Source organism: Methylobacterium cerastii, from assembly GCF_022179125.1.
In the GTDB taxonomy this organism is placed as follows: domain Bacteria; phylum Pseudomonadota; class Alphaproteobacteria; order Rhizobiales; family Beijerinckiaceae; genus Methylobacterium; species Methylobacterium cerastii.
In genome coordinates this window covers 50577-66114 of sequence record NZ_BPQG01000011.1, presented here as the reverse complement: position 1 = coordinate 66114, position 15538 = coordinate 50577, and the positions used below count along the sequence as shown (strand labels likewise).

Genomic DNA, 15538 nt, shown 5'->3' with positions numbered 1-15538 from the left:
TTCCCGTTGCCGTCGCTCGTGGGGTTCGAATCCTGGGCCTTGGTGGCGCTGGCGCTCGTCACCTGGGGCCTGTCGGGTGGGATGCTCTGGGTGCTGGGCATCAACTACGACGGCATCACCGGCTCGGCGGCGCAGAAGGTCCACCCGGCGAGCTATCTCGCGGTCCTTCTGTTCGGCTGGACGATGCTGCGATCCGGCAACCCGGTGATCGCGGTGGCGGCAGCCGGCGAGCGGCGGCCGGCCAGCGTGCTGCTCTGCCTCGTCGGATTCGGTCTGCTCGCCTTCATCGCTTCACGCAACGGCACTGGGCTCGCCGGCTCGATCGACACCTACGTCCTCACCGGCCTCGTCGTGATCCTGATGGCCGACCGGGACGCGATCACCATGCGACGCGTGGAGATCGCGGTGCACGCGGTGATGGTCACGAACGCCTTGCTCGGCCTCTTCGAGTTCGCAAGCGGCCAGCGCTTCTTTCCGTTCCGCATGGACGGGCAAGCCTTCGACACCGACACGCGCTCGGCCGCGCTGCAGGGGCATCCCCTGTCCAACGCGACGCTGACCGCCTGCTACATCCTGGCGCTGTTCAACGGCGGCGGCCGGTTGCGGCCGACGACGCGGGCCGGGTTCATCGTCCTGCAGCTCGTGGCCTTGATCACCTTCGGCGGACGCTCGGCCACGGTGGTGACGCTGGCCTTCGGCAGCGTCTTCGCGGTGGTCGCCCTGAACCGCGCCCTGCGCAACGGGCGGGTGCCGCTGCTCGGAGCGGCGATCGCCGCCTTCGGGCTGACCATGGTGCCGATCGTGGTCGGCGGCCTCGCCGTCGGCGGCTTCTTCGACGCGCTGCTGGAGCGCTTCGTCTCGGACGGCGGCAGCGCCAACGCCCGGGTCGAGATGCTGGCGATCTTCGACGCGATCCCGTTCCGCGACCTGCTCGTTGGGCCTGACCCGTCGGTGGTCGACACCCTGCGCCGGATGTACGGGCTCGAATGGGGCATCGAGAACCCGGTCGTGCGCAGCCTGCTCTACAACGGCGTCGCGATGACGGTGCTGCTCATCGTCGCCATCGCGCTGTTCCTCTACGAGGTGGCGCGCCAGTGCCGGCACGGCGTGTTCCTGCCGATCCTCGCCTTCGTGGTGCTGATCAACACGTTCGAGAGCATCGGCGGCAAGACGACCATGCTCGCCAAGTTCGCGCTGATGCTGCTGGTGCTCTACCCGCGCCGACCGGTCACCGCCTCGGCGTCCCCGGCATCGCCAAGCCGAGCGCCGCGATGATCGCGGGATCGATCCGGTGGGCGTCGTCCATCAGGCCGAGCCCGTCGAACAGGTTCCAGAACGCCCAGGCGAAGCCCGCCGCCTCCGCCGCCTCGCGCACGTCGCGGATGTAGCGGGCGCGGTCGGGCGCACGCGAGGCGACGTAGCGCGCATCGCTCTTCAGGGCGCCGAACTCGCCCATCAGGATCCGCCCCGGCGGGATGCCGTAGAGGTCGGCCCAGGTGCGGATGTCGACGAGGCTGCGGTCGAGGTAGCCGCGGTCCGGGTCGGCGGCGAAATACTCCTTCAGCTTCGCCTCGGTCACGGCGTAGGCCGCTGCCTTGTCCGTCTCCGAGGTTTGGGCGTCGGCGCGCATGCGGGCTCGGACCGCCGCGAGGGTCTCCTCCAGTTTCCCGGCGCGGGCCGGCCAGGGCACGTCGTTCAGCGCCCGGTAGATCGGCTCGTCCTTCATCCACGGCGCGCCCTGGTGCGAGAACAGGTACGGCTCGTAGAAGTGGAAGGTGAAGAGCACCGGGTCCAGCGCGGTAAAGGCCGCGGGATCGAGTGCGGTCAGGCCCGCGCCCATGCCGCCGCAGGCGCCGGTCGCAACCAGCGTCAGGGACGGCGCCGCCTTTCGCGCGGCGCCGAGGAGGGCCTCCTGCACCCGGTTCCAGGCCACCGCCCCGCAGGCCTGCGGAGGCTCGTTGACCGGTTCCAGTGCAATGCGGCCGGGCGCCCGGGCGCCGAAGCGCCGCGCCAGCTCGACGACCACGTCGCGGTAGGCGGAAAACAGCGGCGCCGTCGCCGAGCCGTAGAACCGGTCCGGGTTGTAGTGGTGCGTCGCGGCGTTGGCCTGGACGTTCAGCACCAGGGAGAGCCGGCTCGCGAGGATCAGGTCGACCGCCTCGGACAGGATGCCGAACAGCCGCTCGCGTTGCGCCCCGGCAAGGGCGGCGAACGGGCCGGGATCGATCGGCAGGCGCACGAAGTCGAACCCCGCTTCGGCTAGCCGGCGCAGGTCGTCGGCATTCGGCACCGGCCGGTCGGGCTGGAACGGCGGCCAGGCGTAGTCGGTGCGCGGCGCCGGGAACTCCTGGGTCAGCGAGAACCAGGGCCACAGGCTGATGCCGCGGCGCAGGGCCAGCGGCTCGGGCGGCGCGGCCCGGGCCGGACCGGCGAGCGTCAGCGCCACGGCGCCACCGATGACCGCACGGCGGTTCGCATCCATCGTCAGGCGACCCCGTCCGCCGCCGTCACTCTCGGGCTTCCCTCGACGGGATCAGGAGCATCGACGCCGAGGGGGCGCGTCCCGTCTGAAACCGGCTCGGAGGATGGCGGGTAGCCGCCGAGCCGGCGCACCTCTCGCTCGTAGGCGGCGAGGATGTCGCCCCACGAAAAGTCGGCCGCCCGCCGCCGGGCCCCCGCCCGGGCCGCGGCGAGGGCGGCGGCGTCGCCGAGCACCGTCTCGATCGCGCGCGCACAGCCGTCCGCGTCTGCAAAGTAGAGCTGGCCCTCGCCCGCGGTGCCGCGGTTGAAGGCGTTGTCGTGCGCGATCACCGCGTTGCCGGCCCACAGCGCCTCGACCAGAGAGGGGTTCGTGCCGCCCACCGTGTGGCCGTGGAGGTAGGCGCGGGCGTGATGGCGCAGCGCCTGCACCGTCTCGGCCTCGTAGATCGCTCCCGGAAAAATCACGCCCTCCCCTGCCGCGGCCCGCAACGCCCGATGGTAGGCGTTCTCGGGATCGAGGGTCCCCAGCACCACCAGCTTGGCAGAGCGCGGCGCACGTGAGAACGCCTCGACGAAGGTCAGGATGTTGTTGTCGGGCTCGATCCGGGCGATCGAGACCAGGAACCGGTCCGATTCGAGCCCGAGCGCCCGGATCGGCGCCTCGCTCGTGGCGCGGATCGGGTCGCCGCCATACGGGATCGTGGTGATCGCGTTTCGCGGGCGGCGGGTCGCGAGGTGGTCGGCGATGGCCGGGTGGTCCGCGATCAGGCGGTGCGAGCTCCAGGCCGCGATCCACTCGCTGATCCAGAAGAACGCCCGCACCGCCGCGGACCATTTCGGGCGGCGCCACTCGATCCCGTCCATGTTGGTCAGCACCTTCGCGCCGCGCAGGCGGAGATAAGGCAGGAACACAGCCCCGTTGTAGCCGAGCACGAGGCAGACGCCGCCTCGCGCGGCGGCGTCGTGCGCGCACAACGCGTCGAAAGCGAGCGTCGCCGCCGGGCCGGTGCTTGCGACCTCCACGGTGATCAGGTCGACCCCCCGCCAGACCGAGGTCGAGACACGCTGCCCGACCGTCTCGACCTCCCGCTGGCAGTAGACGCCGACGCGCCAGCCACGTGCGGCGAGATGTAGGGCGAGCCGTTCCGCGAACGTCTCGAAGCCGCCATGCGCCGCAGGGATGCCGCGCGTTCCAAGAATAAGGATCGCCGGCGCAAGTTCCCGCATACGCATACCCCTTCCGATTTCAATCGAGTTACGGTATGTCATCAAAATTAATAACGAATTCTCTTACGATTACAACCCATAGTTGTTGTAATAGAAGTGTGTTCAACTTATGCGTTTTCAATCAGTACTTCGAACCGGGTTGTCCGTCACGGACGGGAATGTTTCTCCGGCTAGCGGGTTCCTCTCGGCACGTGAGGGGGGCGGCGCCGTGCGGCGCATCACCTGCGTGCATCAGGGCTACGAGCTCTATGGGTCGGATCGCAGCTTCTGCGAGACGGTGCGGACGATCCGCGAAGCCTATCCGCAGGCCTGGATCGACGTGGTGCTGCCGAAGGCCGGCCCGATCGTCGCCTCGCTCGAAGGCGCCGCCTCGCGGATCGTGATCGAGCCGATCTGGGTGCTGCGCCGGCGTAACCTCCTGCGCCTCGCGACGCTCGGCATGGCGGCTCTTCCCTTCGCGGTCGCTCGGGCGCTCCGGCGCATCCGCGCGAGCGATCTCGTCTACGTGAACACCACGGTGGTGGCCGACTATCTGCTCGCCGCGCGGCTCTTGCCCGGCCGCACGGTGGTCCACGTCCACGAAATCCCGGAGGGCGCGACCCTGACGGTGCTGCGCAGCCTGATCCGCTGGAGCCGGGCGAACATCGTCTTCAACTCGCGCGCGACCCAGGCCGCCTTCGCGATGCCGAAGGATGCGACCGCGCGCGTGGTCTATAACGGGATCGCCGGCCCGGCGGTGCCCAACCCGGCCCGCTACGACGGCAACCGGCCGCTTCGCGTGCTGATGCTCGGGCGGATCAGCCGGATCAAGGGCCAGGAGGTCCTCGTCGAGGCGATTCGGCAGCTGCCGGAGGCGGTCCGGTCGCGGGTCGAGCTGAAGATCGTCGGCAGCGCCTTCGAGGACGACGCCCGCGAGGCCGCCTTGGCGGCGCAGGTGGCGGAGGCCGGGCTTTCGCGCCAGGTGGCCTGCTCGCCCTTCGTCGCCGAGCCCGATTCGCTCTACCGCTGGGCGGACGTGGTCGCGGTGCCCTCGCAACTGCCCGAGTCGCTCGGCCGCGTCGCGATCGAGGCCCTGGCCTACGGCATCCCGCCGCTCGTCTCCGGGATCGGCGGGCTGACCGAGATCGTCGAGGACCGGGCGACCGGCTGGGTCGTGCCGCCGGGCAGCGCCGAGGCGCTGTCGCGCACCCTCGCCGAAATCGTCACCCGTCCCGACCTGTGGCGCGATTATCCCGCGGCTGCCCGCGCCCGCTACGAGCGCATCTTCGACGAGAAGCTCGCGGCCGAGGGCATCGCGGCGATGCTGCGCCTCACCCTTCAGCGCGAGCCCGCCCGCGTGCGCGACGCCCGCGCCCCCGCCGACGCCGCCTCGAAATCCGCCGGCTGACAGCCAGCGAAGTCGGTTGCGCAAGCTGCCGTCACCGGCGCCGGCGCAACGATCCGTTATCCAAACTTCGGTTTCCCGGCCGGCCCGTTTGATCGGTCAAGGAACTGGGAACGGAACGAGAGCTTGAGGATACGGTCGAGCTTACACTGTCCGGTAAGTCCTTCGTAGGTATTCTTCTGCGAATGTTTTGCCGTGCGTCGTTCCATCGAACGACCGCACGTTGTATTGCTGTCCCTCATCGCCGCAGACCGCAACCCGCGGTGGCGAACGTCATACGATCTAGCCGGGGCGCACGCGCGTGCCGGTCTTCCGTACTTCGACCTGCAAGCGGCCGACCGGTCGCCGCGGGCATGAGAGATGGGATATGATCAGCACCTTCATCGAGGAAATCCTCGACCGCATCTCCGCCGCGAACCTCCTAGCAGCCGGCCTTCTACTGGCGACCGCCCTCGGTTGCGCGGTGATCGCGTATTGGCGGACCGTGGAGGAGAAATCCTTCGCCGAGTTCTTCGAGTTCATCCTGCCGCACGAGGTGATCACGCACCCGTCCGCGCGCGCCGACCTGCTCTTCTACATTTCCCGGAAGGCGATCATGCCCTTCCTGCTGATCCCGGCGGGCGTCACCTTCGTGGTCTCGGTCGGCTACGCCACCAACAAGGTCGTCGGCACGCTGTTCGGAATCGATGCGCCGCTGATGGGTGGATCGCCGGGGCCGATAACTGTCATCGTCTTCACCGTGACGATGCTGCTCGCCTACGACATCTCGTACTACCTCTACCACACGGCCCAGCACCGCTTCCCATTCTTGTGGGAGCTGCACAAGGTCCACCACTCCGCGGAGGTGATGGTCGGCATCACCAAGGATCGCGTCCACCCGCTCGACGAGCTCATGAATCGCGCCTGGGACGGCGTCATCCCGGGAATCTGCTTCGGGCTCTGGACGCTGATCGCCCTGAATCCGGTGGAGGTGACTGTGTTCGGCGTGAACGTCTACATCATGCGCAACATCCTGATGATGGACTTCGTCCGGCACACGCACTTCAAGATCTCGTTCGGGAAGCTGAACAACCTGATCCTGTGTCCGCACTGGCACCAGCTGCACCACAGCACCAATCCGCGGCACTACGACAAGAACTTCGGGCTGCTGTTCTCGTTCTGGGACCGGGTCTTCGGGACCTTGTGTGTGCCGAAGCCGAACGAGAGCTTCAAGTTCGGCCTCGTGGACCGCGACGTGCGCGACTACCAGTCGCTGAAGGGCCTCTACATCCTGCCGTTGAAGAAGATGTGGCTCGTGATCAAGCGGCGCCTGCGGCCGCGCCGCCCGGCCGCGATCTCATCCCATAAAGAGGTCCAGCCGTGAGCGCCGAACGTTTCGAGATCGTCCGCACCGCCGAGCGGCTCGCCGCCGTCGGCCCGGCCTGGGCCGCGTTGTGGCGCGAATCCGGCGCGCTAGTGTTCCAAAGCCATGCCTGGATCGCGGCATGGTGGGCGACGGTGCCCGACCGCGAGCGCCGCGCCCTGCAGGTCGTACTCGCCTGGCGCGGCGAGACCCTGGTCGCGGTCCTGCCGATGGCGACCTGTCGGCGTAAAGGTCTGCGCTTGCTCGAATGGGCGGCCAAGGACCACACCGATTACGGCGACGCCCTTCTCGTCGGCGACGATTCCGGCCTCGTCCGGCGGATGTGGGCGTACCTCTCGTCTGCGGGCGGGTTCGACCTCGTCTACCTCAACCGCCTGCTTCCCGGCGCGAAGGCGCGCGCGCTGCTCGAGCCGGCCGCCGCAGCAGGTGTGCGCCTGCGTCCGAACCATCGCAGCGACGTGAGCTTTCGCGTCGCCGGCGACTGGCCGACCGGCGAGGCCTGGATGGCCTCGCAATCGAAGAAGACCCGTCAGAATTACCGCCGCGGCCAGAAGTTCATCGGCGAATCCGGCACCCTGCGCTTCCGCCTGCTGCCCCCCGACGAGCCGATGGAGCCGGTGCTGCTTCGGCTGGCCGACCTGAAGCGCAAGTGGCTCGCCGGCAACCAGCTTGAATCGAACCTCTACGACGAGGGCTCGCTGGCACTTCCCGCGCTGGTCCGGGTGCTGGCCGAGACCGGCCTGCTGCGGGCCTTCGTGCTCGAATGCGACGGCGTCGTCGTCGCCGTGTCGATCAACTTCGTCCAGGCCGGGACGATGATGGCGTTCGTCACCACCTACGATCCGGCCTTCGAGCGCGGCTCGCCCGGCATGGTCCTGATGATGGACTACATCCAGTGGTCGATCGACCAGGGCCTGCACACCGTCGACTTCCTGTGCGGGGCCGAGGCGTTCAAGAGCCGCTTCGCCACCACCAGCGTCACCCTCGACGCCTTCATGGGACGCAGGACCCTGCCGGGCGCGGCGGCGATGATGCTCGATTCCTGGAACCTCGTGGTCCGCGACATGCGCCGCCGGACGGTCAAGCCGGCGCCGCCTCAGGTCGCCGCGGCCAGCGAAGCGGCCTGAACCCGCGTTTTCAACGCCCGCTTAAGCGCCGGCCGGCGGCGCGGCGGCCCCGACGACACGGTGCGCCGCCGTTCGGACACGTCCGTCCGGGTGGCGCGACCGGTCGCGGAAGGCTTTCGCCGACCACAGGGCCGTGACGCATTCCGAGACCGCGAGCCCGATCAGCGCGAAGGGCGGCGCCATGGTGAGCAGCAGCGGCACCATGATCAGGAAGCCGACGACGGCGCTGACCAGCGCGCCGGCGGCGATCACCCGGAAGGCGGCCGACGCTTCGAGGAACGCCCGCGGAATCGCGTAGAGCAGCGCCATCGTCACCACGCACCAGACTCCGAAGCCGATGCCCGCCATCGGCTCGTGGGAAAAGCGCCCCTTGAAGAGGTGGCTCTCGATCATCGGCAGTGCCGCCCACATCGCCGCGCCGTAGGCGAAGCAGGCGAGCCCGATCAGGGCCGTGCTGCGCAGGACGAGGCGCCGCGCCTCGCGCCGCCGACCCGCGGCGAGCAGCGCCGAGATCTCCGGCAGGACCATGTTGTTGAGGGCGTTGGTCGGGATGCGCAGTGGCGCGAACAGAACCAGGGTCGCGGCGATCGGCGCATAGGCCGCGGGTCCGGCGAGCACCGCGAACAGCAGCGTCAGCCCCTGCCCCTGTACGGTGGTGCCGGTGACGCCGAGGAGCGACCAGGCCAGCGGCCGCCAGATGCCGGCGTAGCGCCGCCGCACGCTGGCGCGGAACGAGACCCGGACGGGACGCCCGAGAGCCGCCAGCGCCACGGCGATCCCCATGGCTTGCGCCCCCGCGATGCCGAGGAAGGCGTGCTCGAGCAGGGCCTCGTCGCTGGAATGAAGGAACGCGACCAGGCCCAGTCCGCAGGCGGCGTAGACGATGTCGCTCGCGCCCGCGACCCAGGGCTTTTGACGCGCGAGCAGCACGATCCGCAGGTAGCTGCGAAACGCGTAGAGCCCGACGAAGGCGCCGCCGGCGAGCGCCGTGACGCCGATCACCGGCGCGAGCCCGATCGAGACCGCGCCCGCCATCAGCAGCGCCACGGCGGTCGCGCCGGAGCCGAACACCATGTCGTGCCCGCGCTCGGCCGGGCGCCCGAGGCTGCGCGACAGGAACAAGGTCGCCGGTACCCCGACCAAAGCGCGGATATAGGTGACGCCGACCGCGCCGATCGTGAAGACGATCGCGAACAGCCCGTATCCGTGCGCCCCGAGCTCGCGCACCAGCACGATGTTCAGGACGAAATGGAAGAGGCTCTGGATCAGCTCGCCGGACAGGATCAGGGCGAAGCGTCGGCCGAAGCGCGCGATGTCCGGCCGTTTCATGCGGGCCGGCTCCGAACGAAGCCGACCATTGCGTTCAACGAAGGAATAGCGAGTTCGACCACGATATGTGTCAAAATGTTTCCGCATCTACGCTCGATATCGGCATGATGAAGTAAGATTTTCTTTAGGATATCTCTTAGTTTGAATCGATCGCCAACCCATCGCAGGCGCCGGAATTGGCTGCATCGACACCCGGACCGAACCCTGTTGCTTGTTGCGCAACGCACCATACGGGTGGATGGCGCAAAGGTTTCTCTCGGCCAACTACGCACGTAGCTTACGACGTCTGGCGCATGCCAGGCCGAAGGGCGGGCGTGCGACGATGTCGGGGACGCGCTTTGGTCTCGACGGGGCTTGATCGGACGGCTGCGATGCCGCAAGCCCGGCCTCCATCGTTCGACCGGCCGCCCGTGACGCCTCGCGCAGCACCCGATTTTCCCGCCCGAACCGGTCCGGCGCCATCGGCCGCGCGGCACGGAGACGACGCGCGATGACGCGCCTCAGCGACGATTGCTTCGATCCCTCGGCGCCGGTGATGTCTGTCGCCGAGGCGGCGGCGACGATCTTGGCGCGCTTTCCGGTGGTGGCCGGCGTCGAGTCCGTCCCGTTGTCCCGCGCCGACGGCCGCATCGCCGCCGCGGATATACTCGCGGAGATCGACGTCCCGCCCTTCGACAACGCGGCGGTGGACGGCTACGCGGTGCGCTTCTCCGATTTGTCCGAAGCCGGGCCGACGCGGCTGCCGGTGCGTGGGCGCCTGCCCGCCGGCGCCGCGCCCGCGCCCCTCGATGCGTCCGCTGCCGACCGGATCTTCACCGGAGCGGCGATGCCCGCGGGCGCCGACACGGTGTTCATGCAGGAGGACGTCGCGGTCGTCGCCGACGGCGTCGCGCTGCCCGCCGGCATCGTGCGCGGCGCCAACCGCCGCCCGGCCGGCGAGGACATCGCCCGCGGTAGCGTGGCGATCCCGGCCGGGCGACGGCTGCGCCCGCAGGACCTGGCGCTTGCCGCCGCGATCGGCCGCGGCGACCTGTCCGTTCGCCGCGCGCTGCGCGTTGCGGTGTTCTCCACGGGCAACGAGTTGACAGAGCCCGGCGGCCTGCGCGCCGCCTCCGGCATCCACGACAGCAACCGCGTGATGCTGATCGCCCTGCTGCGGCGCCTCGGGGCCGACGCGACCGACCTCGGCATCCTGCGCGACGAGCCCGCTTCGCTTGCGGCGGCCTTGCGCGCGGCGGCCGAATCCCACGACCTGATCCTGACTTCCGGCGGCGTCTCGGTCGGAGAGGAGGACCACGTGAAGGGGGCGGTCGCCGCCGCGGGGTCGCTCGCGTTCTGGCGCCTCGCGATCAAGCCTGGGCGTCCGGTGGCGGTGGGAATGGTCGCCGGGACGCCCTTCGTCGGACTTCCGGGAAACCCGGTGGCGGCCTACGTCACCCTCGCCTTCGTGGTCAGGCCGCTGCTCGACCGCCTCGGCGGGGCGGTGCACGAGCCGGCTTTGGGCGTGCCGGTCCGGTCCGCCTTCGCGCTCTCGCGAAAATCCGGCCGGCGCGAGTTCCTGCGCGTCTGCGTGACGCGCGCCGCCGACGGCGCCTTCGAGGCCGCCCTATTCCCGCGCGGGGGCTCGGGCACCATCACCTCGCTCACCGGCAGCGACGGCCTCGCCGACGTGCCCGAGCCCGTCACCCGCATCGAGCCCGGCGACACGCTCGCGTTCCACCCCTATCCGACCCTGTGGTGATCGCCGGATCGTCGGCGATGCGGCGCCGCGAGCGCTAGGCCGGCACCGCAAGGCGGGGTATCGTAGGGTGTGTGCCGGCATCGTTGCTGCCGACGGAAGGCGAGAGCGTCATGAAGCCCCACGCCGCGGTGAGCGACGTTCCCCCACCGCCGGGCAAGCGCCCGTTCCTCCTCGTCGGGCTGGTCGCCGCCGGCCTGCTCGGCTGGGGCGGCTACGGCCACTGGAAGCAGGCGGCCGCCGCCACCGAAACGCAGCGCAAGGTGCGCGATGCAGTGCCGCGGGTGCGCATCGCCGCCGTCGAGCGCAGCGACAAGCCGGTCGACCTGACGCTGCCCGGCGACATCCAGGCCTTCGCCCGCGCCGCGATCTTCGCCCGCGCGACCGGCTACGTCGCCGAGCGCCGGGTCGACATCGGCTCGCGGGTCAAGGCCGGCGACATCCTGCTCCGGATCGCGGCCCCCGAACTCGACCAGCAGCTCGCCCAGGCCGAGGCGCAGTCTGGGCAGATCCGGGCGCAACTGCTTCAGGCCAAGGCGCAGGTCGACCAGGCCCGCGCCAACGTCAACCTCGCCAACCTCACCAACAACCGCACCTCGACGCTGGCGACCCAGGGCTGGGCCTCGCGCCAGAACGCCGACAACTCGCAAGCCGGCGTGCTCAGCCAGGGCGCGACGCTCGCTGCGGCCGAGGCCGGGGTGAAGGTCGCCGAAGCCAACATCAAGGCGCAGGACGCCACGGTCGACCGCCTGAAGGCGCTCACCGGATTCAAGGACGTGGTCGCGCCCTTCGACGGCGTGGTCACCACGCGCAGCGTCGACGTCGGCGACCTGGTGAAGGCCGACGGCAGCGGCACGCCGCTGCTCGGCATGGACCGCGACGACATCGTGCGCATCAGCGTGAACGTGCCCCAAAACGCCGCCATCGGCGTGAAGAAGGGCGTCGAGGCCTCGATCAAGGTGCCGCAAATCCCGGACCGGACGTTCTCGGGCCGGGTCGAGCGCAGCTCCGTCGCCCTGCTCAGCGCGTCGCGGACGCTGACTACCGAAGTCGACGTGCCGAACCCCGACGGGGCCCTGCGCGCCGGCCTCTACGTCTACGTCACGCTGCAGATCCCGCGCCCGGAGCCGGCGGTGATCGTTCCGGCGGAGGCGCTGGTGTTCAACCAGCGCGGCACGCAGGTCGCGGTGGTCGGCGACGACGACCGGGCCGAGTGGCGCGCGATCCACGTGAAGCGCGACTTCGGCACGACGATCGAGATCGACCAGGGCTTGACCGGGCAGGAGCGGATCGTTCTCGGGCCGCCCGCCGACCTTCGCGACGGGCAGCGGGTGATCCGCGACGGCGGCCAGGGCGAGGCCAAGCCGGTCCAGGCGGCCGCCCGCTGAAGGCGGTCAGTTCACCCGGACGATGAGCTTCATCTTCGGGTGGATGCCGCAGAGCACGACGAAGGTGCCGTTTTTCTCGAACGTCACCGGCGTGCGGCTGCCGGGCACCTGGTCGCCGGAATCGAAGTTGAAGGCGTCCGACTCGATGTAGATGTGGTGCAGCAGGTCGCTGTCGTCGTTGACGATGGTGATCGTGTCGCCGCGCGTGATGACGAGGCTGTTCGGCTGGAACGCCCGCCCCTTCTGCGAGACGAGGTGCCCGCTCGCCTCCAGCCGGCCGACGAAGACGACGCCGGCGAGAAGGCCGGCGACAAGGGCCGTCGCTGTGGCCGCGAACGGACTTCGGAAAACGCGGCCGACCATCGATCCCTCAAGCCGTGACATGGCATTTCCGAAGATGATGCTCGACGGTTAGGTCGTCGTCGTTAAGATTTGGCTGACGCTGGCGGCCGTCCTGCGCGATATCCGAGGCGATGGTTACGACGGTGCTGTTCGGCCCGATCGCCGATCCAGCCGGGGATACGCGTGGCGGCGACTAATGCCGCCTTAACATTTCACGCTTATCTTGACGCGGTGCGGGCAGGAAGAAGCTACGTTTCCATGCGATGGAATCGAACCGGATCGAAGGTCGGCGGACGCTCGAGGGCCGGCGCGCTGCGGCGTATCGCCGATGCCGGGACGACGATCCGCGGCCGGATCCTCGTCGCCTTCCTGACGATGAGCCTGATCACCGGTACCCTCGGGATCTATGCCATCCAGGGGCTTCAGGAGGCGGGTGAGCTCGTCAACCGCACCTACGACGAATGCCTGATGTCAATCAATTACGCGCGGGCCGCGGCGGCGGACTTCGCCAACATGCGCTCGGCCTTCGCCCGTCGCATGGTGACCCGCGACCCGGCCGCCGCCGCCAAGCTGGATGCCGCGATCAACGAACTCGCCTCCACGCTCACCGAGGATCTTGGGATCGCCGTCGAGCGCTCGCAATCGGACCGCGTGGTCCGCTCGGCCAAGGCCGTTCAGGAGGGCGTCGAGCTTTGGGAGACGATGCGCCACGGCCTAGACGGGTCTACGGCCAAGATCGCCGCCTGGGACGCCCTCGATCGCCAAGCTGGAATCGTCGACGGGCAGATCGAGCTCCTGGTCAACTACACTGCCGGCGACGGCTTCGTCTTCCGCCAGACTGCCCGGAAGGTGGTCGCGCAGGAGGTGCGCTTCAACCTGATCGCGATGGCGGTCGCGCTGATCCTGTCGGGCTTCGTCGCCTACCTGCTGAACCGCCGGATCACCGGGCCCCTCGCGGCGGCCTCTTCGGTGGCCGCGCGGATCGCGGCCGGACGCCTCGACGACGCCGTGCCGACCGGCGGCCGCGACGAGCTCGGCGCGCTGCTGCGGGCCATGGCTACTATGCGCGACAACATCCAGGCGATGATGGAGCGCGAGGTCAGCCAGCGCCGTTCGGCCGAGACCCTGCTCGCCGACGCGCTGCAGAGCTCGCGCGAGGGCGTCGTCGTCGTCGACGCCCACGGGCGGATCGCGCTCGCCAATGCCCAGGCGCTTCAGTTCTTCATCGGTCTGCGCTCGGCGGTCGAGATCGGTTCGTCGGTGACCGCGCTCGCCAACGGCCACGCCGACGCCCCCGCTGCGCTGGTCGATTGCGCCCGCACCCTTTCGCGGGACGGCGAGGTCCAGCTCGCCGACGGGCGCTGGCTGCGCGTCAGCCGCAGCGCCACCCAGGAGGGCGGGTTCGTCGCCGTGTGCAGCGACATCAGCGTGCTCAAGGAGCAGGAGGCCGGGCTCACCCAGACCAACCTGCGCCTGGACGCGGCGCTCGACAACATGAGCCAGGGCCTGTGCCTGTACGACGCCGACCACCGGCTGATGGTGGTGAACCGGCGCTACGGCGAGATCTACAACCTGCCGCCGGGCTCTGTCGTCCCCGGCATGTCGGTCGTGTCCGTTCTCGAACGCAGCCTCGGGGCCGGCCACCATCCCGGCTCCGGCCGCGTCGACCTGGTGCGCGAGGCCGAGGCGATCTTCGCGGCCGGTCCCGACCGCACCTATTTCCAGGAACTCGCCAACGGCCGCGTCGTCGCCATCGAGCAGCGCACGACGGCCGACGGCGGCTTCGTCGCGACCTTCGACGACGTGACCGACCGGCGCAAGGCGGAGGCGCGAATCGCCTTCCTCGCCCACCACGACGCGCTCACCGGGCTGCCGAACCGCATCCTGTTCAGCGAGCAGGTCGACGCCGCGATCGCGCAGGCCGGGCGCAGCAGTGGCTTCGCCGTGTTCTGCCTCGACCTCGACGACTTCCGGCCGGTGAACGACACCCTCGGCCACGTGGTCGGCGACGAGCTGCTGAAGGCCGCCGCCAACCGGATCGAGGCCTGCATCCGCGAGATCGACACCTGCGCTCGCCTCGGCAGCGACGAGTTCGCGATCCTGCAGCGCGGAATCGACACCGCCGAGGACGCCGCCGTCCTCGCCCGCCGCCTCGTGGAAGTGCTCGGCGCGCCCTACGTCCTGTCGAGCCACACGGTCACGCTGGGCGTCACCCTCGGGATCACCCTGGCCCCCCATGACGGCACGAGCTGCGAGAAGCTCCTGAAGAACGCCGACGTGGCCCTCGCCCGCTCCAAGGTCGACGCCCGCGGGTCGTTCCGGTTCTTCGAGCCGGAGATGGATGCGCGGCTGCAGGCGCGGCGCCTGTTCGAGGTCGACCTGCGCGAGGCCGTCGCCAACGAGGACTTCGAGGTCCACTACCAGCCGATCTACTGCCTCAACGCCGAGCGGATCTGTGGCTTCGAGGCGTTGCTGCGCTGGAACCATCCGGTGCGCGGACGGGTGTCGCCGGTGGAGTTCATCCCGGTGGCCGAGGAACTCGGCCTGATCGTCCCGCTCGGCGAATGGGTGCTGCGCCGCGCCTGCGAAGAGGCGACCCGCTGGCCCGACGGCCTCAAGGTCGCGGTCAACGTCTCTGCGGTGCAGTTCACCTCGGCGAGCCTGGTGACGGCGGTGCGCGACGCCCTGCAGGCCACCAACCTCGCCGGCCACCGCCTGGAACTGGAGATCACCGAATCCGTGCTCGTGGCCAACCCCGGTGCGACGACGGCGATCCTGCACAATCTCAAGATGCTCGGCGCGCGCGTCTCGATGGACGATTTCGGCACCGGCTATTCGAGCCTGAGCTACCTGCGCAGCTTCCCCTTCGACAAGATCAAGATCGACCAGTCCTTCGTGCGGGACCTCTGCGCGGAGGACGGCACCGAGTTCATCGTCCGAGCGGTGATCGGTCTCGGGGCGAGCCTGCGGATGACCACCACCGCCGAGGGCGTCGAGACCGAGGCGCAGCTGGCCAAGCTCCGGGCCGAGGGTTGCGACGAGGTCCAGGGCTACCTGTTCAGCCGGCCGGTCCCGGCCGCCGAACTGCCGGACCTCATCGCCCATTGGAACGGCGCGAAGCGCGCGATCGCCTGAGCGGCCGCGGCGGCGTACCTCGCC

11 protein-coding genes are annotated in these 15538 nt (G+C 69.7%); 7 read left to right on the top strand and 4 right to left on the bottom strand.

The genetic code is table 11. The annotated features are described in order from the left end of the window. Positions 1 to 6 precede the first annotated feature (6 nt). The gene (locus tag MFF13_RS05920) at positions 7 to 1275 is read left to right on the top strand and encodes a VpsF family polysaccharide biosynthesis protein (protein WP_147828174.1); all 1269 of its coding nucleotides are present in this window, start codon (positions 7 to 9) and stop codon (positions 1273 to 1275) included. Here the strand turns inward: MFF13_RS05920 and MFF13_RS05915 are convergent. Together MFF13_RS05915 and MFF13_RS05910 are read right to left on the bottom strand one after the other, a co-directional pair. Next, positions 1229 to 2482, bottom strand: coding sequence for a glycoside hydrolase family 5 protein (locus MFF13_RS05915; RefSeq protein WP_147828173.1), 1254 nt, complete (start codon positions 2480 to 2482; stop codon positions 1229 to 1231). The genes MFF13_RS05920 and MFF13_RS05915 overlap by 47 nt on opposite strands. A 2-nt stretch (positions 2483 to 2484) precedes the next feature. After that, positions 2485 to 3708, bottom strand: coding sequence for a DUF1972 domain-containing protein (locus MFF13_RS05910; protein WP_147828172.1), 1224 nt, complete (start codon positions 3706 to 3708; stop codon positions 2485 to 2487). Between the two features lie 208 nt (positions 3709 to 3916). Here MFF13_RS05910 and MFF13_RS05905 point away from each other — a divergent pair, with 208 nt between their 5' ends. The 3 genes from MFF13_RS05905 (at position 3917) to MFF13_RS05895 (ending at position 7582) form a co-directional block, all read left to right on the top strand. Further along, on the top strand, positions 3917 to 5095 hold the full coding sequence (locus MFF13_RS05905) for a glycosyltransferase (RefSeq protein WP_238271374.1): 1179 nt from the start codon (positions 3917 to 3919) through the stop codon (positions 5093 to 5095). A gap of 364 nt (positions 5096 to 5459) precedes the next feature. Beyond that, positions 5460 to 6455 (top strand): sterol desaturase family protein, encoded by a 996-nt coding sequence (locus MFF13_RS05900; RefSeq protein ID WP_147828170.1) that lies wholly within the window; start codon positions 5460 to 5462, stop codon positions 6453 to 6455. Next, entirely contained in the window at positions 6452 to 7582 is a 1131-nt protein-coding gene (locus tag MFF13_RS05895) for a GNAT family N-acetyltransferase (protein WP_147828169.1), read from the top strand. The genes MFF13_RS05900 and MFF13_RS05895 overlap by 4 nt, the downstream gene beginning before the upstream one ends. Positions 7583 to 7603: 21 nt before the next feature. Here MFF13_RS05895 and MFF13_RS05890 read toward each other — a convergent pair whose 3' ends face one another. Continuing rightward, positions 7604 to 8911 (bottom strand): lipopolysaccharide biosynthesis protein, encoded by a 1308-nt coding sequence (locus MFF13_RS05890; RefSeq protein ID WP_238271372.1) that lies wholly within the window; start codon positions 8909 to 8911, stop codon positions 7604 to 7606. Positions 8912 to 9401: 490 nt separating this feature from the next. Between MFF13_RS05890 and MFF13_RS05885 the strand changes: the two genes are divergently transcribed. Both MFF13_RS05885 and MFF13_RS05880 read left to right on the top strand, forming a co-directional pair. Beyond that, complete coding sequence (locus tag MFF13_RS05885) at positions 9402 to 10652, top strand: molybdopterin molybdotransferase MoeA (protein WP_238271370.1); 1251 nt, start codon at positions 9402 to 9404, stop codon at positions 10650 to 10652. Between the two features lie 110 nt (positions 10653 to 10762). After that, positions 10763 to 12037, top strand: a complete 1275-nt coding sequence (locus tag MFF13_RS05880) for an efflux RND transporter periplasmic adaptor subunit (protein WP_147828167.1) — start codon at positions 10763 to 10765, stop codon at positions 12035 to 12037. 6 nt (positions 12038 to 12043) lie between these two features. On the opposite strand, the gene MFF13_RS05875 is transcribed toward MFF13_RS05880, so the two are convergent. After that, positions 12044 to 12400, bottom strand: a complete 357-nt coding sequence (locus MFF13_RS05875) for a cupredoxin domain-containing protein (RefSeq protein WP_147761529.1) — start codon at positions 12398 to 12400, stop codon at positions 12044 to 12046. A gap of 237 nt (positions 12401 to 12637) precedes the next feature. Between MFF13_RS05875 and MFF13_RS05870 the strand changes: the two genes are divergently transcribed. Then, positions 12638 to 15514 carry an EAL domain-containing protein gene (locus MFF13_RS05870; RefSeq protein ID WP_147828166.1) on the top strand — a complete coding sequence of 959 codons (2877 nt, stop codon included), beginning with the start codon at positions 12638 to 12640 and terminating at the stop codon, positions 15512 to 15514. Positions 15515 to 15538 lie beyond the last annotated feature (24 nt).